We start from the raw sequence: 19,917 nt of genomic DNA, 5'->3' as shown, positions 1-19,917 counted from the left end.
CTTGCCGCAGGCTTTTGCACGCAAGGCGGATCGGCACGATTGTTGCGGGGTCAACACAACGTCAAACGACGCTACCGCTATTTTGCATGAAGATAGATGAATGCCGCAAGGCTCGCCGTCATGATGACAATGCCCAAGGCTGCAACCTCCAGCACAATGAAGAAATCCGGCATGCAAAGCCCCCACGATGATCAGAAACCAGACGGATGTGCGGGCGTTCTTGGCAATGCCCCCTTGAAAGGTCAATCGGCGCAGCAGCACAACACAGCCCGCAAGCCACAGTGCCGGCTTAGCCTGCCTGGACACCGGAATCAGTGAACCGCCGGAACGAATTCCGGCGGCTGCAATTTTGAAGACCGTGAAACTCTTAGAACTTGTAGGCTACGCCAATGCGAATGTCATTGGTCTTGACCGAATTACGCAGCGAAACATCCTGGAAATCGAAATCGTTGTGACCGAAATCGGTATAGCGATATTCGAAACGCAGCAGGATATTGTCGGTTGCTGCATAATCCAGACCCGCACCGATCGTCCAACCGGTCTTGGTCTTGGAGTTGTTGAAGTCATAGCCAGCGCTCGAATAGCTGGTCTTGACATCGCCGAAGGCCACACCACCGGCGATATAAGGCATGAAGCGATCCATGGCATAACCGGCACGCGCGCGCACCGCACCCGACCACTCAAGCTCCGACTTGCTCGAACCAGTCGCGACCTGGTTGCCAAGATCATAATCATGGGTCTTCTTCAGATCGTTATAATCGAAGTTGCCGTCAATGCCGAGAATGACATTGTTGCCCATATCGAAGTTGTAGCCGGCATAAACGCCGCCCAGGAAACCGTTGGAGTTGAATTTCTCCGAACCATCAATGTCCCAAGAGCTTACATTGGACTGCGCCCAGCCCCAGCCGATTTCGCCACCGATGTAAGCACCGCCGAATGAAAAGGCGTTGGTCGCATAAGGTGCAGGTTCCTGGGACACGATTGCGTCCGCTGCATGGGCACCCGAGACTGCCATCATCGCAATAAGGGATGCGCCGAGCAGGGTTTTCTTAATCATCAAATCACTCCTTAAGTATTCGAATTTGCACCGACCTTATATTATCGATCTCAAGCAAAGTATGTAACACTTATGCAACAACTCAAACTATTAACAACTATACATAATGCCTTAAGAATTGTGAGCAAAATATATCTTTCTAAATAACGTTATTATACTTTATCTTTTGCTTCAATTCCGCGCTTTCCCGCGCTCCCGAGCGGTTTTGTGCTAGTCGGCTGGGTGACAAGAGGCTTGTTCGGGCTGCGCGGCGACCGGCTCCTTGATGCGAAACCAGGCGACGTAAAGTGCCGGCAGAAACAGCAATGTGATGGCCGTCCCCGCAATGATGCCGCCCATCATGGCATAGGCCATCGGCCCCCAGAAGACTTCACGCGCAATGGGAATCAGCGCCAGGCTGGCAGCGGCAGCTGTCAGCGCGATGGGACGCATACGATGCTGGCTGGCTTTCATGACTGCGTCCCACGGATGCAGCCCTTCATGGATATCCTCTTCAACCTGGACAATCAGAATAACCGAATTGCGGATCAGAATTCCAATCAGCGCCAGAACCCCCAGAATCGCCACAAATCCCAAAGGCTTGCCGCTCGGCAACAACGCGGCTACCACCCCAATCAGTCCCAGCGGCGCCACTGCCACCACGAGAAACAGCCGCTGAAAACTCTGCAACTGCACCATCAACACGGTGGCCATCACAAACAACATCAGTGGAATCACCGCGGCAATCGGCCCCTGGCCCTTGCCGCTCGCTTCCACCGTCCCCGCTGTTGCGATCTGATAGCCGACAGGCAGCTTGGCGATGAAGGCTTGCACTTTGGGCGCAAGATCCTTGACGATCGTATCCGGCATGGTGGCATCAGCGATCGCTGCTGCCACCGTGATGGTCGGAATGCGGGAGCGGCGATAAACCAATGGCTGCTCGAGCTCGTAGCGGAACTTGGCGATCGCCGCCAACGGCACCGAGGTGCCTTGACCCGTCGCGATCTGAAGCTCCTGCAACGTATCAATGGAATCGCGTTCCTCACGTTGCGCCCGCGCGATCACATTCACAAGATAGATGGAATCGCGCACCTGGGTGATGGCAATGCCACCCACGATGCCATTGAGTGTTGTGGCAATATCCTTGGAGGAAATTCCAAGCTTGCGCGCCTTGTCCTGCATCACATCAACGCGGACCACCCGACCGGGTTCGTTCCAATTGTAATTGACGACGTCCAGTCGCTTGTCCGCCCCCAGAACAGAGGCGAATTGCTGCGCGATGCTGCGCAGTTTCTGGATGTCGGGACCCGAAACGCGATATTGCACCGGTCGGCCAACAGGCGGTCCCAATTCGAGGAATTTCACATAGACATCGGTGCCGACATAATCCTTGTGCAGGACGGCATTGAATTTCTCCCGCAGACGATCACGGGCCTCAAGATCCTTGGCCACCACCACCATCTCACCGAAATAGGGATTGGCAGGCTGGACATCGAAAGACAGGATGAAGCGGATCGCACCCTGACCGATATAACTGCTCCAGTGATCGATATCGGGATTATCCTTGAGCATGGTCTGCTCGAAATGCTCCATCTGACGCCTGGTTTCGGTGACCGAGCTGTTTTGCGGCAAGGTCCAGTCCAACACCAGTTCCGGCCGATCGGATTGTGGAAAAAACTGCCGTTGAATGAACCCCATTCCCAAGACCGAGACCACAAACAGCGCAATGGTGGTGGCAATCGTCACCCATTTGTGGCGCATGGCCGCCAATAGCACCTTGGAAAAGGCCTCAAAGGCCTTGCTCGGCTCGTGCGCATGCGCCTTCATTGTCTTGGGCAGGAAGGTGACACCCAGCAAGGGAGCGAACAGAACCGCGACGATCCAGGAGACCAGCAGCGAAACCGCGATGACCACAAACAGGGTGTAGGTATATTCCCCGGCCTGCGAATTGTTGAGGCCAATCGGAATGAAGCCGGCAATGGTCACAAGGGTGCCGGTCAGCATCGGAAAGGCGGTGTGGGAATAGACATAGGTCGCCGCCTTGTGAATCGGATCGCCATGTTCGAGGCGCGCGACCATCATCTCCACCGCAATCATGGCATCATCGACCAGCAGCCCCAGCGCGATAATCAGCGCGCCCAGCGACACCCGCTGCAAGGAGATATCCATGATCTGCATCGTCAGAAAGGTAATCGCCAGCACCAAAGGGATCGACAGCGAGACGACAAAGCCTGCACGCACGCCCAGCGAAATAAAGCTGACCGCAAGCACAATGACCACCGCCTCAAACAGCGCTTCGGTGAAGCCGGACACCGCTTCCTTGACCACCTGCGGCTGATCGGCGATCCGCGTCACCGTGACACCGATTGGCAATTCACCGGTTATCCGCGTCATCATCCCGTCCAAGGCTGCGCCAAACTCCAGCAGGTTGCCATTGGGCTTCATACCAATCCCCAGCCCGATCGCATCCTGGCCGTTGACGCGGAAGATTGCGCGTGGCGGATCGATATAACCGCGGGTAATCGTTGCGACATCCGACAACCGAAAGAAGCGGTCATTCACGCGCAGATTGACCGTGCGCAGATCGGCTTCCGAACTGAATTGCCCGCCGACGCGAACGCTGATGCGTTCAGGACCGGCTTCCACCACCCCCGAAGGGGTGATCGCATTTTGGTCCTGCAGCGCTTTCATCACTGCTTGCTTATCAAGACCGAGAGCAGCCATCTGGTGGGTGGAAAACTCCAGATAAATCGCCTCGTCCTGTGCACCGATCAACTCGACCTTGCCCGCATTGGGCAGCGTAAGGATCTGGCTTCGGGCATTTTCGGCATAGTCGCGCAGCTGCCGCATGCTGAGCCCGTCACCGCTAAACGCGTAAATATTGCCATAGACATCGCCAAACTGATCGTTGAAATAGGGTCCCATCACGCCCTGGGGCAGCGTATTCTGGATATCGGTTAGCAGATGCCGCACCTCGGTCCAGGCCTTGTCAACGGCCTTCGCACGTGTGGTCTCCTTGAGGAAGACAAACACCACGGATTTGCCGGCCGTCGTCACCGATCGCGTATAGTCGAGCGTGTCGAGTTCCTGCAGCTTCTTTTCCAACCGGTCCGTGACCTGATTGATGGTTTCATCCACCGAGGCTCCTGGCCAGTCGGCTTCAACGACCATGGTCTTGACGGTGAAATCCGGGTCCTCCTGACGACCCAGATGCAAATAGGAGACCAGACCGGCGACCAGAAAGACCAGCATGAAATACCAGACCAGAGAGCGATGATTGAGCGCCCAGTCAGAGAGATTGAAACCCTTCTTCACAGCGCCGATCCTTTTTCATTGAGCATGACTATCTGGCCCTCTTTGAGCGCATGAACCCCGGCAATGGCGACATAGCTGCCAGCGGCAACACCGCTGGTGATGAAGCTCCTTTCATCGCGCGCATCGACGGTCACGACCTGTCGCGAGACAATCCGACTTTGCGGATCGATCACATAGACACTGGTCTGACCGTCGGTATCGACAAGTGCCGAAAGCGGCAGCCTCACCGCCCGTTCAGTCGGGGTCACCGCCGGCTGCGCCTTTATCATCGCACCAAGACGAAATCCCTGCGGCGGCTGACTGAGTGTGAGCTTGACCCGGCGACTGCGGGTTCTTGCATCCGCCTGCGGGGAAACCTCGCGCACCTGTCCCTGCCCGGTGACCGTCGGATCAGCTTCCAGGGTGACCTGAAATCGGGTTCCCACCGCCAGATATTGCGTGAGATGATCAGGGATATCGACGACCGCTTCCCGGACATCCGGGCGCGCAATGGTCACCACCGTCTGGCCGGCAGCGACGACCTGGCCAATTTCGGCCTGGGTTGCGGATACAACCCCGTCATAATCGGGCCGCAGCACGGCATAGCCGCGTTGGTCCTCGGCCTTCTTCAGGCTGGCCCTGGCTTTATCAACACCCGCAGCACTCGTGTCGCGCGCCTGACGCGCGGCATCATAATCCGCCTGGGCAACGTTGTTGCCTTTTAGCAGGATTGCTTGACGCTTCTCGTTGGCAACCGCATTATCATATTGTGCCTGTGCCGTGCGCAGATCGGCCTGAGCGGACTGCACGGCAAGGTCCAGCTGGGTCGGATCAAGCGCTGCCATCTCCTGACCCTTGTGGACGCGATCACCGACCATGACCGGCCGACTGACGATGCGGCCGAGCACGCGAAAAGCCATATCCGTTGCGTAGCGCGGCTCGATTGTTCCCGAGAAACCCGTTTCGGTGACCGCCGCTGCCGCGGCAACCGTATAGATCACCGGCCGCGCGGATTCAGATTGGGGATCTGCTGTCTCATTGCGCCCGCAGCCCGCCACGAGCAAAGCGCTCACGAGCACGAAAGTACCCAAAATCCCAGTCTGGGTGCGTCTTATCCTGGCATTCATCTTGCGACCGATCTCTGCTCATTGCTGTCTATGATCGTGACGGCAGCGCCCGGCCGCAGCAATTGCGCGCCCGCACTCACGATCCGGTCACCTGCCGCAACCCCGTCGCTGACGGCAAATCGCCCCTTCTCATAGGCAAGCACCCTCACAGGAACCAGGAGGGCTACATCTTTATCCGGATCGATTTTCCAGACTGCTGTCTGTCCGCCATCACTGGTCATCGCCGTCCATGGCAACATGACCACCGGTGAAGCAGCCGCGGCAATCTGCCCGGTAATGGAAGCCCCCAATGCCATTTTTGACAAGGCGGCGGGAATTTCGACCTTGACCCGCACCGTCTGGGCTTTGGCGTCGATGATCGGAGCAATTTCCCGGATATGGCCTTGCGTGGTCACGCTTTGATCCGACAATAAGGAAACACGCATCGCCATACCGACATCGGTTTGATGGACCAGGGTTTCCTGTACGTCGAATACCGCATCGCGCGGCCCATCCATGGCGATGGTAAAGGCTGCCTGTGCTGCTGCAACCACTTGGCCCCTTTCTATATTGCGGGCAGTTATGATGCCGGATTGCGGGGCCAAAAGCCGGGTGTAGGAAAGTTGTTGCTTGGCGCTTTCCAAGGCGGCATTGGCGCTGCTGAGCGTGTTTTGAGCAGTCTGTCGCTGTTGATTGGCCTGATCATAGTCGCTGCGCCGGGTGAAGCCTTGTTGCAGCAGACGCTTCTGCCGCAGAAAGCGGGCGTCCGCCTCAACCAGCTGCGCCTGAGCCGCCACCGTGCCTGCCTGGGCCACCCGCAGAGCTGCCTGCTGTTCCGCGGCATCGACAATCGCCAGCACGTCGCCCTTTTGCACGTGCTCGCCGACCTCGACATAGCGGTTGCGGATCAAGCCATTGACGCGAAAAGACAGATTGATCAGCTGACGCGCCGCAATCGCCCCGGAAAAAGCAAGGGGTGGATGGTAATCGCTGGTTTCGGCGATCGTCACCGACACCGGGATATTGCCAGCTGCTTGATCGCGGTGTTGAGCCGATGGCTGCCCAGCAGCCCCCTGGCTCACCCCGCAAATCACGACAAGGGACACCAGCATTGTCGAACACCACGTTCTTCTGAAAACCAAAGCGGATCTCTGGCGCATGACTCGGCCTCACAGGCTCATCTCAAATCACTTGCAGTGTGAGCCCTCGACCAGGCAAGAAACAAATCGCGGTCTGCGCACAATTTTCTTCAATTTCCAGAAGATGAATTAAGTATTCGAGATATTATTAATTTACAATTGACTAATAAATGGAAAAAATCATAGGATTGATGACTGGCCAGCAGATAAGACGAAGCCGAATTTCTGTCAAGAGACATAAACTGTTTCACGACGACCTCGCAAAACCTTGATGAGAGGGTGATCGACTTCTGTCTTGCCCCCACCAAGACTGCAATCAGGGTGAGGCCGAGCGCCCGCCGCCACGACCATAAACCACCAACACAGCCTGCACCTCTTTGCCTTGCCTGCGCCGCGCTGGCCTGCTTGCTGGGCGCCATATGCAGCAAGACTGATCGGCTCCCCTGGAGTTGCGATTGATCGGAACGGTCTTCGTGTTTAACTGAACTGGCTCCGGGGCGAAGGTGTTTTGGAGCGCGACCTCAGGCGGGGTTGATTTTCAGAACCGGTCAATAAACGCCTGGGGTCACCCCTAAAGGTCACCTCGAGCCTGTCATGCAAGGTCGACATCCGGATCGGCTTGCGCTTCCCCTGCCGCTACCCTGCCGGCTCAGACACGCATCGCCCTGGTGATCGATCAGCACATCGCTCAGCTCATCGGACAGCTGCGCCTCTGCCGTTAAGCCGCACATGAGCGGCACCGCCCTCCCCAAAAACCATCGAAATTCCCCTGCAAGATGATCCCTGCAACAAATATGGGTATTAAATGAGACGTTTTAATATAACCTGACACTTAAATCTTCTGCTATTTCCTGCTAACTTGTCCAAGCGTCACCGATACTGCTTTTCATCAAGATCTCCTTAATAGGACGCAATCTTCGCAGGCTGTGGGAGCTCGCGCGAAGGTTATGCTTTTTTAGATCTTTCATTCGTTTTTAGACTTCAAGATCATGTGGTCATCGCAAGGCTCCCCCTTCGGTGACCACATGTTTTTGCAGGTTTTCAATCGGTTGCTGCATCGCTGTTCGGCAAGGCTGCAGGGTCGGGACCGCTTGTGTGCGAGAGATCGGCACGCGCCACGCAGCCGTCCTCCACAATCGCCTGGCTTAATCGGAATATCAACGTGAACTAATTTATACTGTTGATATGGCGATTTTCCAAAAACTATATTGTTGAGTTTATTTTTTCATCTTGCCGAAATCTCTTTTGTCTGACTACTATCCTGCCTTATTCGGGATGTTTAAGAATTTTCATGAGGGTATTTCCAGCGGTATGAAGCTTGCGTGCCGCGCCAATTGCCGAGCCGCGCGCCTTTGGATGGGAGGCAAAGCAGGCCGTCAGCGTGTCGTTGTTGCCGCTTTGGTCTGGTCAACACCAGAACCGGTGCCGAGAGGGCCGCCTGGCGTCCGATATTGCCCTGGTGGCGCGGTTTGGGGCGCCACCGTTGCACCAGACATGCCGGGATCGGCGCGGCATCTGGGAGTACCCTTGATGGAATGAGGAGGATGAGGTGAAGACTATCTTAAAACAGCAAAGCATCTGGCGATGCCTGCCGCTCATTGGCTTGACGATCCTGCTGACAGGCTGCGTCACTGCAGCCCATCCGCCCTGTTCGACGCCACAACGCCTCGCCAGACTTCGGCAGGAACAGCTGTTGCGCAACAGCATAGCAAAACGGCGCCGCGCTCTTGTTGCGACGCAAACACGGGTAGCTGGACTGAACTGTCGCAACCAGAGCCCGGCGCACCACACGACCGTCTCTTGCCAGACCCTGCTGCGGCACAGCCAATCATTGGTAGCTCAAATTCAGCGCGAGGAGGCGCAACTGCAACATTTGCTCAAGGCAAGTCAGTCTGAGCAGAGCGGATTGGGGCTGCAGACTTCCTGTGCTGCAACGCCACAGACAAAATCCACCCATAGCGCGCTTAGACATCACAGCAAACATCTCCACCACCACACACATCCATCACCGCGATCGCCATCTCATCACAAAGCCCACGCGCCTGTTGACGTTGAGAGACGACACGCAGAACCTCCGGTTGCCCTCGCCCCGGCAATATCAGAGGCGGCCAGGACCGCCTCCGCTCCCAACAAGGAAAATGCGAGCATCCCAGCGCAGCCGTCGGCGCCAGCGGTCGCACCGCAGCCCGCCGAGCATGACTATGTGGTTGACCCGCATATGCGGGTGATCGGACGCAGTTTCTTCCAGGATGACGTCAAATTGCACCACGAACCCGCCGTGCAATGATGCTTCCCGGCAGGGCTGCAGTGGCGTTGGCTCCGCCCCATCAGCGCCATATTGTTGCCAGCTCTCGCTTTAGCATGTGCTTATCTATTGGCGGGCATGCGGTTCCAGCCTTTCCTCCATCACGGTCATTGCCATAACCACGCACGACAAAACCCGCCCCGTCGCAACCGCCATGACCTTGCAAAATAACGTCAAATTGAAAACCTATCAGGAACAGGCGTCGGATCGTTATTTAGAAACTAATAATATATTTCGCTAAAAGTTTATATTCTTATGCCCTATTTATCTAGCAACTAATTATGGGACCTGTTCTAAAAGTAAATCTTGCCAATTTATAGGGTGCTGCCCTACAATAAACTTGCTCTTATTATTGTTTTCACCTGGAAGCCAATATCAGGTGCGCTTATTTTAGTTCATGGAAGTTGCCGCATGTCCAAGATTTATTTATCGACCGCGGATATCGCCCCCGAAGCTCGAAATGATTTCTGGCGAACAGTCATCCGCCCGATCTATGAGATCGCATCCCCCAATGGCAGCGCCTCGGACACGTTACAAGGTGAAATCCTGTCCTACAGCGCCGGCCCATTGACCATTGGATCCACCACCTTCAGTGAACAGAGCTATCAGCGCGACAAGCATCAGATCGATCGGGAGAAGTCCGATTTCTATCTGATCCAATATATCACTTCGGGCGATCTGCGCGGTGACTTTGACGGGCGGCCGGTTGACGCTGCCACCGGCGATATCGTCATCATCGATCTCACCCAATCCGTCCACAGTCATGCCAGTGCCGGACAACGCATCACAACGATCCTGGCACGGGACGTCCTCAATCGCGCTGCAAACTGGCGCAGTCTGCACGGGATTGTTCTTGCCAACGACGCGCCCGCCACCCGCCTGATTGCCCATTTTCTGCAGGGCGTCCTCAACATTGCTCCCGAACTTTCGGCCGAAGAAGGCGCCTCCACCCAGGACGCGATCATCAACCTGATCGCCTTGGCCTTGCGCAGCAGCCCTGAGATCGCCACGAACAGCAACGGAACCGATCCGGTCAATCTCGATATGAAGGAACAGATTATCCGTTTCATCGAGAACAATATTGCTTCGACCAGCCTGGGCATTGCGATGATCCAGAAGCGATTCCATATTTCCCGGGCTCATCTGTACCGGATCTTCGACGCCGAAAGCGGCATTGCCAGTTTCATCCGCAACAAGCGGCTTGATTTCGCGCTGCAGAGCCTGATGAAAGGGCAGTACAGCAATATTACCGCCAAACAGCTGGCGCATCTCAGCGGCTTTAAATCCCCCGAACTCCTCAACCGGCTGTTTCGTGAGAAATTCGGCATGAGCCCCAAGGAACTGGTCAAATCCGGTGAGTTGACACGGTTTGCGGCCAAGAGCGGTTTTGATCTGCATGATCATATGCGCGAGCAGGTTTTGAACGCCGCCCAGATCATCAATGCGGCATCCACCAAATGACAGTCCGGCAAGGGCCGAGCCTATCCCCTATGCGGTCTGCTCCTCCACGCCGGTGAGCCTTTGAGCGCGACGGCCAAAACAAAGTCACCGCCGCGCGCCACCAGAACACGTCCGCGCAGGAACAAAGCGATGACTGTCAGTGCAACGCTGCGTCCACAGGGCGGCCAACCGCTGCCGCAAGCAAACGCAGGAAACCGGCTTCAATGGCGATGCTTTGTTGCTCGCAGGCGTCCTGCGCAAAAGCAAGAACCCCCTCCAGATAGACGATCATCAACCGGGTGATCGCCCATTCTCCCGAGAGCAGCAATCCGTCCAGATTTCCTTGCGCGATCGAACGCTCGATCGTCATACGCGGTATCGAAATGCCGTCAATCCACAAAGGCTCAACCCCACGCAGCGGCGGCACCTGCTTGAGTTCGACAAAGATGTCACCGGATTTGGCGACGCCCTCGGTCTTCCTGCAAGAAAAATTGGTATCGCACTGACGCACGACATGAAACACATAATGCTCGCACTGACAATTTTTGAACACTGCAATCGACCTCGCGATGAAATCTCTTCAAATAGCTTTAAAAAATTTCTTCGGCCCTGTGGACCCATTCGCATGACGTAGCTTGAAAAAGCATTCTCAATACGACTTAAACATGGCTTTTTTCAAGTTCTTTACAATCAATTCTACCAGGATAAACATATCCGGAAATCCGCGCGTGAAAATTATCCTATCGACAAATATAGAACAAATCTATATGTTAGTAACAACTTTAAAAGAGTTTCCGCGGCAGACAATGTTGCGCACAGGGCAAGAAAAAATGCAGCATCACAAGCTTAGCGCCGCTACTGCCACCGTATGACCCCTGTATCGCTGCGGCAAATGCCGCGGATATCGGCAACAATAGCCAGGGTTCGACATCTGCCGCAGTTGCTCAATCGCACATCGTCGGAGCCGCTTGCCCGAAGGCGCAAAGCCAGTCCGCCAGCCATAAAACGCGGTTGCAGGCAAGCCGCCCCGTCAATCGCTTCAGCATGACCTCACACACGGACACATCAGTCCCGCGTTTGCTCTGATCTCTTCGGCCTGGCAGGCCGCTTTCTGAGCATTTTTGCGGGCAGCATTCCCCAATCCTGCGGCTTGGCATCGGAAAGACATTCAAGCGTTGCCTGCGCCAGATCAAATGCCACGAAGTCGGCTTCCATCCCGTTGCGCAACCGCAGTTCGTCGCCCGTATCCGCGCCGCCGTCGCTCCGCCAAAGCGCCACGCCGATCCGAGCACGCCTATTGAGGCGCCTTAGTCGACGCAACAGAAATTTCGCACGATTTGCCGATTCAAGATCAAGCACGCACAGCACGATCGCTGTTGCGTGCTCGATATCGCCCCTTTGCAGGTGACTGGGCTGTGAATGCTGGTGATCGACCACCTGGCTCCGGGCGCCTTGCACCGACAGGACCTGCGCCAGCATGGCAGCACTGACATCATCCAGCGGTCCGCGTCCCCCCAGACAGATCACCGATTTTCCATCACCGGATGGCAGTTGCAACGCTTGTGTCTCATCCCCATCCGTCGCCGTTTCGACAGCGACCTCTTCCTCATTGTCTTCCTCTTCCTCGGCAATCTGCCTGAGATTGGCGACGACCAGTCGCGCGCTCTGCGACAGCCGGTTCAATTGCGCTTCACTCAAAACACCGCGCAACCGATCCTGCTCGGCGATCAGCAGGGCGGGTATCGCCACACTACCGTAATATTCAACCAGGAACGCCTTTAAGAGATACTCAAGCGCATTGTCGGTCGCTTCATTCGGATCGCCGGACAAAAGACGCTGATAAAGCCGCTCATGGGGGTTGAGGACCGGATCCGCCCCGAACAGGATCTCCAGGAAGCGAAATTGCGGGACATAACGACCCAGAACCACCAGGCAGACGGTGAGTGGCGTCGACAGCACCAGACCGATTGGCCCCCAAAGCCAGGTCCAGAAGATGGCGGCCACAATGATCGCAAGCGGCGACAATCCGGTGCGCGATCCGTAGAGCCACGGCTCCATGACATTGTTGGAGATCAGCTCAATTACAACGAAAAGCCCGATCGCCCAAAGCAGCAGGCTCCACCCGGGAGCGATGGCAAAGGCCAGAAACAACGGCATGATGGCTGCAATCACCGGTCCTATATAGGGTGCAAATCGCAACAGGATTGCCAGCATCCCCCATAGAAGCGCATTGGGAATCCCTAACACCCAAAGGCCGATCCCCAATGGCACACCATAGGCGATATTGACCATCAGCTGGGTCAACAGATAACGCCCGACTCGACTTCCCGCCTCCTGTAAGGCGATGGTGGTGCGGTGCAAATCACCATAGCCGACCAGGCGGATAAAGCGATCGCGCAATTCCTCCCTCTCAAGCAACATGAACACAACCACGACAATCACCAGACCGAGCGTGGCAAGCGGCCCGACCAAAGGTCCAACCACCGTCTCAAGTGTCTCAATCGGATTACGCTGTGCGAAGATTTCCACCAGAACTGGCTTGCGTTCAACCTCTTCTCCGCCAGGCGCTGTTTGGGCCTTGTCTTCCTCCTGGTTGATCTCTGCACCCACCCGTTCAACGAAGCGATTGAGACGATTGATCAGACCATTATCGGTACCTGCCTCTTTCAGCGTGCGGATCTTCTCGATGATATTGTACTGGTATGTCGCAATATTCTGGCCGACTTCCGAAACTTGAAACGCCAGGATCGCACCAAACAGCACGATCACCAGGAACCCGCCGGATACGCTCGCGATAATGGCGGGCAATCGCGGCAGACCGAGACGCCGCAATGACGCGACGATCGGCGCCAGCATGAAGGTTAGCAAAACCGCGATCGCCAGCGGCAGAAACACATCCTTGGCAAAATAAAGCACGGCTATTGCGGCAGCAATCGCTGCCAGAGCCGGTAGGCGCGACTGTTCCTGTGCTGCCGATAAAGGACGGGAATCGATTCTGAGTTCAGGCTCCATCCGGGCTCTTGTCTTCTGGTTGATTGTCTTGCGCAATAGATAGAGCCCGGCTTGAGAATGGCAAAGGCGCAAGGCCAGTATAATTCCGAATGACGCTGTCGCGTGCGATATCGACGCGGCTTTAAGTGACAATCAAACTGTCTTGACTTCAAGCCATCCAGTTTATTGCGCGCCTCAGCGCCTGATATTCGCCGAAAACCGCGAGCCGCCCTTGCCCGCGCCCTTGACCTGATACAGCAGGCCATCAGCCTGAGCGACCAGTTGCGCGAGCGGTGCCTTTTCCTGGGTCCAGATGCCACCAATACTGACACCCACATCGCTTGCCACCGTGCCAATATGGATCGGTTGGCGCATCGCCGCGACAATCTTGCCCGCCAGACGAACGCCGCTCTGCTGCGCGCCACCATGGGCGATCAGAAATTCATCTCCTCCAATGCGGGCGACGAGATCGTTCGAACCGGCAACAGTCAAAAGGCGCTCGGCGGTCGCGGCCAATATCGCATCCCCCATCGCGTGGCCATAGCGGTCATTGACCGCTTTGAAACCATCAAGATCAATAGCCAAAATACAATAGCCCGACGCGGATTGCAGCGCTTCGAACCCCCGCTCAAATCCACGCCTGTTGCGCAAGCCAGAGAGCAGATCCGTCTCCGATCGTCGTTCCAGATCCTCAAGTTTAAGACGCTCCTGCGTCATGTCGATTGTTACACCGACAATGCGCATCGGTGCACCATCCTCATCCCGCAACAATCGCCGGTCACAGCGCATGTAGCGCTCGCCATCAATGGTCTTCAGTCGATATTCCGCCACCGATTGATCCACGGCACCCCGCAGCAATGGTTCGAGATCGGCGGCGGCAAGATCGTCCGGGTTGATCCGCGCCAGATAGGCCTCAAGATCAAGGCGGGACGCCTTTGCGCCATCGATGAACTCTGCAAGTCTGTCGGATGTCTCAAAGGTTTCACTTTTGACGTCCATATGCCAGAACCCGCCGCGCAGTGCCTGCATGGCCAGCGACAGCATCGCAGCGCGTTCAGCCAGTTCACGCTCGGCCTCCTTGCTTTTGGTGATGTCCTCGATTTGAGAAATGAAGCGCACCACCGCGCCCTTGCTGTCACGCATCGCTGCAACATGAATATGCACATGCACATGGGTGCCATCGGGGCGCAGATAGCGCTTTTCAATCGTATAGCCATCGCGCTTTCCCGCCAGTACCTCTTCGAAGAGATTGAGGTCAGCCGCCAGGTCATCGGGATGGGTAAATGCCTTGAAATGCAGACCCTCCGCCCGCGCCAGCGGCAAACCGATCATCGCTGCAAAGGCAGCATTGCCGCGCAAGATGTGGCCTTTGATATCAACCAGCGCGATTCCAATCGGGGCATGTTGGAAGGCGAAATCAAAAAGCGCCAGCCGTCCATGGGCATCGGAAGCATCGCCGGAGCCTTTGTCCATTTTCTCCACCTCACGTTTTCGAGGATAAATGGGGCAATCGAGACGGGTTTCAACATCCCGGCACGCTCACGGTAAAATTGGGCGCCGTGCTGATCCCTTCTATGCTCTTCGTCACCTCCCCCCAGAAATCGATATCTTCCCCTGCAGCCTCCCCTGCAGCCGGGGATGCAAACGCGCTCCCTTGCGATCATGCCGAAGCTGCGGCACCTGTTCGCAAAGCGCAACATGGGTTGGACTTGCGGGAGAGAATGGCGGCTTTTCCCACCACTCATGTCGCAACGCTACATTGGTCGAAAGATTGCGTGCCACCCGCAAGGCCGTCCTTTTTTGCGAGGCCCCACGTTGAGACAGGGCCGACCAACCGGTCCCTTTCGAAACGCACATGCCTTGACTGGGGGGCGATATAGACGAACTGGACCTTGCTCGACTATTGATTTATAAAAAGCAACGACACATGCAGTATCTTAAAGAATAGGTTAATTCTATTGTTATAGGCTCACACCGAATGCTGTGCAATTGTACCATCATATTAGGAGAAGTGACACATGGCTGATCAGAACCCGAGCGAAGTTTCAGAACCAATAACCACGCCAAAGCCAGAACAGGCAAAGGCTGCCGAAAAGAAGGCACCGGCTGCGAAAAAGACCGCACCGAAATCCAAGCCTGCTCAGACAACACCGGCTGCACCTGCGCGCAAGCTGCGTCGCTACACGCCGGCAGAACGATCCAGTCTGCTGGCCGCAGTCGCCAGCGAAACCGCAGCCGGCAAAACGCTCAAGGATACGCTCGTCAAACTCAATCTGAGCGAACAGACCTATTACAATTGGAAGAACGACGTCCAGTCGAAAGCCAAGGCCTCAACGGCGAAGGCCGCAACCAAGGCGGTACCGGCAAAGGTTTCCAAGCCAAAGGCAGCTGCCGCAAAAACCCCATCGGCCAAGCCATCCTCGAACAAAGCTTCGCCGGCCAAGGCCCCTATTGCGAGTGATGATCTCAAGGCCCTGGTCTCGCTGGAAGCCGAAAACCAGCGCTTGCGCAAGTCGCTGGCCGACAAGCTGCGCAAGGAAAATGCCGAACTGCGCAAACGTCTCGGCCTTGCCTGATCGAGCAGCAAAGCGCCCGGTTGGTTGACCCGGCGCCTGCTAGCTTTTGGCCACACGCACGCATCCCGATCGTGACAGCTTCGGGGTGCGTTTTATCGACGGCTCGCGCCAGCGCGCCAAAACCCCTTGCCGGCAAACCGTCAGCCCGTTTTTGCCCTCGAACCCATCGCGCTGTTTGCTCTCGACATTCGAAATGATCCTCATTAGTCTTTGCTCATGGAGCAATCGGTTACACGACGCGCACTGTTTTTTATTGGTGGCTATGACCCGAAGACGCCAGAGGCATTTTTCGGACGGATGCGCAAGGAAGTCCAGCGGTTTGACCATCTGTGGGACACTGCGACTTCGGTTTCCGATCTGCGTTCTGATATCGACAGGGCCAGCGTAACATTGACCGCGCACAGCCTGTCCGAGGGCTGGTCAACGCAGAGTGATTTCACCTTTCTTGCCCTCGACAGGCTCGTACTCTCCGATTTCAATCGCCCGCTGCTCTCTCGGCTCGTCCACTATCTCACCGCGTTTTCTGGCTTCATCCTTGCGGGCAGCGCCCAGCGCTTTTTCCACAAAGCCTGGCGCTTCGGACTCTATTTCATCTATCCGTTCATAACACTGGTCGTATTCGCATTGTTGGCTGTTGTTTCCGCCTTGCTGCTCTCCCCCTGGCTAGGATTGGCCAGCATAGCAATCGGCCTGGTGGTGTTTTTTGTGGCGCTATCGATCCTCGGGAAACAATGGTCACTCTTGCATCTGATGGACCTGTGGTCATTCTCCTTCCAGTTCATCCAGGGACGGCGTCCCGATGCCGAGGCGCTGCTGCAGGAGTTCGCCGGTTCAATTGTGCGGGCGGTTCGCTCCGCGCGCTACGATGAAATCATTCTGATCGGCCACAGCACCGGCGGCATGCTGATCCTGGACGTTGCAGCGCGCTGTCTTTCGTTGGATAAAGGGTTTTCTCGGCGGGCAGCCAGAGTCAGTATCCTGACGCTGGGGTCAACCGCCCTGAAAGCCGGTTACTGCAAAAGTGCGACGGCCTTCCGCCAAAATGTCAGCAAATTGGTGGCCGACCCGCATCTGCAATGGGTGGAGATTCAGTGCCTGACGGATCCGATCAATTTCTACAAGACCGACCCGGTCAAGGAAATGAATCTGGGAAAGCCGACCAAGAGCGACTTTCCGCTGATACGCAGCGTCAGAATGAAAGAGATGCTGCAACCCGATACCTACCGCCGCATCAAGCGCAATTTCTTTCGCGTGCATTATCAATATGTGTTCGGCAATACCAAAGCCTACTGGTACGATTTCTTTCAGATCTGTTGCGGGCCGACGACGCTGGAGGATCGGGCAAGGAACCATGTTTTGGGCAATCGACAAGGCTTTGAGGAGGGCTGCCGGTGACGCCACAGCTGGCAATGATTATCTGGGCGGCGGGGCTGATGGCCTGGGTGATCATCCGCATTCCGCATCGGCGCCGGGCGCGTAAGACCACGGTGCAGGATGATGCGCGCACCGCACTTGACCGGCTGGCACTGACCGCGGCAACCCTGTCACTGTCTCTTATTCCATTTGTCTATGTGGCGACCGGTTTTCCAACGGCAGCCGACTATCCCTTCCAGCCTTGGCTGGGTTGGATCGGCCTGGTGGTGGAGATCGCCTTCCTCATTCTGTTTTATGCAAGCCATCAACAATTGGGGCGCAATTGGTCCGTATCGTTGCAGATCCGCAATGATCACGCCCTGGTGACGCAAGGGCTTTATCATTATGTCCGCCATCCGATGTATCTCTCTTTCTGGCTCTGGGCGCTGGCACAAGCCTGCCTCCTGCAAAACTGGATCGTCGGCCCGGCGGGATTGATCGGCGTCGGAGTGCTTTATTTTTACCGCGTTGCGCACGAAGAAGCGATGATGCGGACCCGGTTTGGCGCGGATTACGACGCCTATGCCAAGCGGACCGGTCGGATCATTCCCAAGTTCTGGTAGGAAGAGATTGCAATGCGCAGCCGTGATCGCCAATCAAACTCCATGCCTCTTCATCGTCGCCAGTTGCTGGGGCTCAGCCTGGCTCTGCTGACCGCCCCGACAGCCTTCAGCGCTCCCGCATTGCCAAAGGACCTGCAAACCACGCCGGTAAAGAGCAGGCGAACGCTGCCCCAAGCCTCGGTCTATCTGCTGCGGGGATTTGCGAATATCTTTTCAACCGGACTTGACGCCATCGGTGCAGATCTGCGCGCGTCGGGAATTATCACCCATGTCGAAAGCCATGCAGCCTGGCGTCTGGTTGCCGAAGCCATCATCGCTGACCGCCAGAAACTGGGACCCCAACCGGTTATCCTGATCGGTCATTCTTTGGGCGCCAACGCCATTATCGCCATTGCCGCGATCCTCGACAAACACGCTATTCCGGTCGACTATCTCGCGAGCTTTGCCGCAACTGCACCGGACCCCTTGCCAAAAAATGTCAGAAAAGCCGACAATTTCTATTTCTCACACCATGGTTGGGGATTGCCGCTTAAGCCCGGACCGGGGTTTAAAGGCAAGCTCAACAATCGCGATTTTTCCGGGGTGAAAGACGTTGGCCATTTCAATATTGAAAAGCAACGTCCATTGCAGCAAGAAGTCGTGCACCAGGTCATTGATCTGGTCAAAAGGCGATAAAGTCCGGGCGAAAGGTTAAAAGAAAACACGATCCTTTAGCGACGCGTTCATTGACCGCGTTCAGCCGCAACCGGAAGGCTCACCCCAAAAAGCAGAGCCGCTCAGTTGCTATGATAGGGGTCATAATCCGGTTTGCGCGCGGGGTGCGGACTGGATTGGGGGGATACCCCAGCTCCAATGGGCGATGACGATTTTGGAGAAACGCCGGCGCCAATGGCGGCGGGACGGTCACTGGAACCATGCACCCCACTGCCGATGGGATGGGGCAATATCACCGGACCGGGCGCGAGCGGGATCGTGGTTGGATAAGACATGCCTTGATCGAAACGGTGATCAGGGAGTGGCTCTACCGGATAATGCTTGTGGTGATGCGGCTTCAAGGCAAGGGCAGCCCCGCCCACGACAGCACCCCCAATAATCACCGCCTCGACTGCGGTGGCGGCTTTTTCTCCGGCCTGCGCATTCGCTGCGCCCAGCGCGAGAACGGCAACCAAAGCCGGAAAACTGAGAATCTTTTTCATCCTGCTCCCCTTCTTTCAGAGTCTTGTCGGTGACGACAGCGCAGTGGCGGATCAAATGAGACCAGAAAGGCCGGGCTCCCGACATCAGGCAATCCCGGCCATCTGCAATGGACCATCAAGCATGGCGTGGATAGGCACCCACATTGATGTCCTGAATTTCTGTCTTGGGTAGCCGTAAGCCGTTCAGGGTCGACAGTAACAGCTCGATATGCGGCGAAGCAGCCGAGTAAAAAATAGTCTGGCGATGGCGGCGCGTTGCGACGAGCTTCAACTCCCGCAGCTTTGCGAGATGCTGAGACAGCGCTGACTGACTGATGTTGAGCCATTCCGCCATCTCGCCCACCGAACACTCCCCGTCAAGCAGCCTGCTTAGAATGCGCAGGCGGGTCGGATTGGCAAAGCCAACCAGGAATCGCGATGTGCTCACGGCGTTTTCGTTAAGTTCAGAATAGTCGTGATGTATTGTCATGAAATCATCCAGTTACTGTGTTGCCATTTGACTGACTTCGCCCAGAAGAGCCCTGTCATGATTTGGTGCAGCAAAATAAAGCAAGTAAAAGCGTATCTAACATTTTCCACGCCCACCTATCTGGACAGCTGTTAAAATAAAACAACTTAAATTAGGCGCATAAAATTTATAGCAGATACAGCACCACCGCGCTGCGCAATAAGCTGGCATTTTGTCTCATTTAATATAGCTAAACGTATCATTTCGTTGAATTTGTTGCACAGGCACGCGCTTGCGGCATAGCGAATGGCAAGCAAGCCGGCGAATTTATCATGAGCATCGGTTCCACTTCGAAGTGAGACTGGCCCATCACAGCCGAGCGCGTTACCGCGCACCGGACCACAGGCAAC

Annotated in this window: 15 protein-coding genes; 6 read left to right on the top strand and 9 right to left on the bottom strand. The window is 56.0% G+C overall.

The window, feature by feature from the left end:
* Positions 1 to 367: 367 nt before the first annotated feature.
* The 4 genes from ABWV94_RS22600 to ABWV94_RS22585 all read right to left on the bottom strand — a co-directional run bounded on the left by ABWV94_RS22600 (position 368) and on the right by ABWV94_RS22585 (position 6,548).
* Positions 368 to 1,057: an outer membrane protein gene (locus tag ABWV94_RS22600; RefSeq protein ID WP_353415441.1), complete on the bottom strand. Its 690-nt coding sequence runs from the start codon at positions 1,055 to 1,057 to the stop codon at positions 368 to 370.
* Between the two features lie 210 nt (positions 1,058 to 1,267).
* Positions 1,268 to 4,351: an efflux RND transporter permease subunit gene (locus tag ABWV94_RS22595; protein WP_353415440.1), complete on the bottom strand. Its 3,084-nt coding sequence runs from the start codon at positions 4,349 to 4,351 to the stop codon at positions 1,268 to 1,270.
* A complete protein-coding gene (locus tag ABWV94_RS22590; RefSeq protein WP_353415439.1) occupies positions 4,348 to 5,457 on the bottom strand; it encodes an efflux RND transporter periplasmic adaptor subunit in 1,110 nt (369 codons plus the stop codon). Before ABWV94_RS22590 ends, ABWV94_RS22595 begins: the two co-directional genes overlap by 4 nt.
* Positions 5,454 to 6,548, bottom strand: coding sequence for an efflux RND transporter periplasmic adaptor subunit (locus tag ABWV94_RS22585; protein ID WP_353415437.1), 1,095 nt, complete (start codon positions 6,546 to 6,548; stop codon positions 5,454 to 5,456). The genes ABWV94_RS22590 and ABWV94_RS22585 overlap by 4 nt, the downstream gene beginning before the upstream one ends.
* A gap of 1,576 nt (positions 6,549 to 8,124) precedes the next feature.
* Between ABWV94_RS22585 and ABWV94_RS22580 the strand changes: the two genes are divergently transcribed.
* Both ABWV94_RS22580 and ABWV94_RS22575 read left to right on the top strand, forming a co-directional pair.
* Positions 8,125 to 8,862, top strand: coding sequence for a hypothetical protein (locus ABWV94_RS22580; protein WP_353415436.1), 738 nt, complete (start codon positions 8,125 to 8,127; stop codon positions 8,860 to 8,862).
* A gap of 429 nt (positions 8,863 to 9,291) precedes the next feature.
* Positions 9,292 to 10,341: a helix-turn-helix domain-containing protein gene (locus ABWV94_RS22575; RefSeq protein ID WP_353415435.1), complete on the top strand. Its 1,050-nt coding sequence runs from the start codon at positions 9,292 to 9,294 to the stop codon at positions 10,339 to 10,341.
* A gap of 136 nt (positions 10,342 to 10,477) precedes the next feature.
* Here ABWV94_RS22575 and ABWV94_RS22570 read toward each other — a convergent pair whose 3' ends face one another.
* The 3 genes from ABWV94_RS22570 to ABWV94_RS22560 form a co-directional block, all read right to left on the bottom strand.
* A complete protein-coding gene (locus tag ABWV94_RS22570) occupies positions 10,478 to 10,873 on the bottom strand; it encodes a hypothetical protein (protein WP_113496551.1) in 396 nt (131 codons plus the stop codon).
* Between the two features lie 512 nt (positions 10,874 to 11,385).
* Entirely contained in the window at positions 11,386 to 13,332 is a 1,947-nt protein-coding gene (locus ABWV94_RS22565; protein ID WP_353415434.1) for an AI-2E family transporter, read from the bottom strand.
* Positions 13,333 to 13,506: 174 nt separating this feature from the next.
* Complete coding sequence (locus ABWV94_RS22560; RefSeq protein WP_353415433.1) at positions 13,507 to 14,784, bottom strand: diguanylate cyclase domain-containing protein; 1,278 nt, start codon at positions 14,782 to 14,784, stop codon at positions 13,507 to 13,509.
* 545 nt (positions 14,785 to 15,329) lie between these two features.
* Between ABWV94_RS22560 and ABWV94_RS22555 the strand changes: the two genes are divergently transcribed.
* The 4 genes from ABWV94_RS22555 to ABWV94_RS22540 all read left to right on the top strand — a co-directional run bounded on the left by ABWV94_RS22555 (position 15,330) and on the right by ABWV94_RS22540 (position 18,538).
* A complete protein-coding gene (locus ABWV94_RS22555; RefSeq protein WP_113496556.1) occupies positions 15,330 to 15,887 on the top strand; it encodes a transposase in 558 nt (185 codons plus the stop codon).
* 216 nt (positions 15,888 to 16,103) lie between these two features.
* A complete protein-coding gene (locus ABWV94_RS22550; protein WP_353415432.1) occupies positions 16,104 to 17,282 on the top strand; it encodes a lipase in 1,179 nt (392 codons plus the stop codon).
* A 14-nt stretch (positions 17,283 to 17,296) separates the two neighbouring features.
* Positions 17,297 to 17,863: a protein-S-isoprenylcysteine O-methyltransferase gene (locus ABWV94_RS22545; protein WP_502905212.1), complete on the top strand. Its 567-nt coding sequence runs from the start codon at positions 17,297 to 17,299 to the stop codon at positions 17,861 to 17,863.
* A gap of 42 nt (positions 17,864 to 17,905) precedes the next feature.
* Positions 17,906 to 18,538, top strand: a complete 633-nt coding sequence (locus ABWV94_RS22540; protein ID WP_502905211.1) for an alpha/beta fold hydrolase — start codon at positions 17,906 to 17,908, stop codon at positions 18,536 to 18,538.
* Between the two features lie 101 nt (positions 18,539 to 18,639).
* Here the strand turns inward: ABWV94_RS22540 and ABWV94_RS22535 are convergent, their stop codons facing one another.
* Together ABWV94_RS22535 and ABWV94_RS22530 are read right to left on the bottom strand one after the other, a co-directional pair.
* Positions 18,640 to 19,059 carry a hypothetical protein gene (locus tag ABWV94_RS22535; RefSeq protein ID WP_353415429.1) on the bottom strand — a complete coding sequence of 140 codons (420 nt, stop codon included), beginning with the start codon at positions 19,057 to 19,059 and terminating at the stop codon, positions 18,640 to 18,642.
* Between the two features lie 115 nt (positions 19,060 to 19,174).
* Positions 19,175 to 19,528, bottom strand: a complete 354-nt coding sequence (locus ABWV94_RS22530; protein WP_353415428.1) for an ArsR/SmtB family transcription factor — start codon at positions 19,526 to 19,528, stop codon at positions 19,175 to 19,177.
* Between the last annotated feature and the right edge of the window lie 389 nt (positions 19,529 to 19,917).

The sequence above is a fragment of the Brucella sp. NBRC 12953 genome, from assembly GCF_040369775.1.
GTDB lineage: Bacteria > Pseudomonadota > Alphaproteobacteria > Rhizobiales > Rhizobiaceae > Brucella > Brucella pseudogrignonensis.
Note: the sequence above shows the minus strand (reverse complement) of the source record. Positions and strands in the feature narration are given on the sequence as shown.

What these genes read in the sequence shown, in the direction of transcription:
- ABWV94_RS22600 (WP_353415441.1), bottom strand. Translation starts at nt 1,057, where the DNA reads ATGATTAAGAAAACCCTGCTCGGCGCATCCCTTATTGCGATGATGGCA.
- ABWV94_RS22590 (WP_353415439.1), bottom strand. Translation starts at nt 5,457, where the DNA reads ATGAATGCCAGGATAAGACGCACCCAGACTGGGATTTTGGGTACTTTC.
- ABWV94_RS22585 (WP_353415437.1), bottom strand. Translation starts at nt 6,548, where the DNA reads ATGCTGGTGTCCCTTGTCGTGATTTGCGGGGTGAGCCAGGGGGCTGCT.
- ABWV94_RS22575 (WP_353415435.1), top strand. Translation starts at nt 9,292, where the DNA reads ATGTCCAAGATTTATTTATCGACCGCGGATATCGCCCCCGAAGCTCGA.
- ABWV94_RS22565 (WP_353415434.1), bottom strand. Translation starts at nt 13,332, where the DNA reads ATGGAGCCTGAACTCAGAATCGATTCCCGTCCTTTATCGGCAGCACAG.
- ABWV94_RS22560 (WP_353415433.1), bottom strand. Translation starts at nt 14,784, where the DNA reads ATGGACAAAGGCTCCGGCGATGCTTCCGATGCCCATGGACGGCTGGCG.
- ABWV94_RS22555 (WP_113496556.1), top strand. Translation starts at nt 15,330, where the DNA reads ATGGCTGATCAGAACCCGAGCGAAGTTTCAGAACCAATAACCACGCCA.
- ABWV94_RS22550 (WP_353415432.1), top strand. Translation starts at nt 16,104, where the DNA reads ATGGAGCAATCGGTTACACGACGCGCACTGTTTTTTATTGGTGGCTAT.
- ABWV94_RS22545 (WP_502905212.1), top strand. Translation starts at nt 17,297, where the DNA reads ATGATTATCTGGGCGGCGGGGCTGATGGCCTGGGTGATCATCCGCATT.
- ABWV94_RS22540 (WP_502905211.1), top strand. Translation starts at nt 17,906, where the DNA reads ATGCCTCTTCATCGTCGCCAGTTGCTGGGGCTCAGCCTGGCTCTGCTG.
- ABWV94_RS22535 (WP_353415429.1), bottom strand. Translation starts at nt 19,059, where the DNA reads ATGAAAAAGATTCTCAGTTTTCCGGCTTTGGTTGCCGTTCTCGCGCTG.
- ABWV94_RS22530 (WP_353415428.1), bottom strand. Translation starts at nt 19,528, where the DNA reads ATGACAATACATCACGACTATTCTGAACTTAACGAAAACGCCGTGAGC.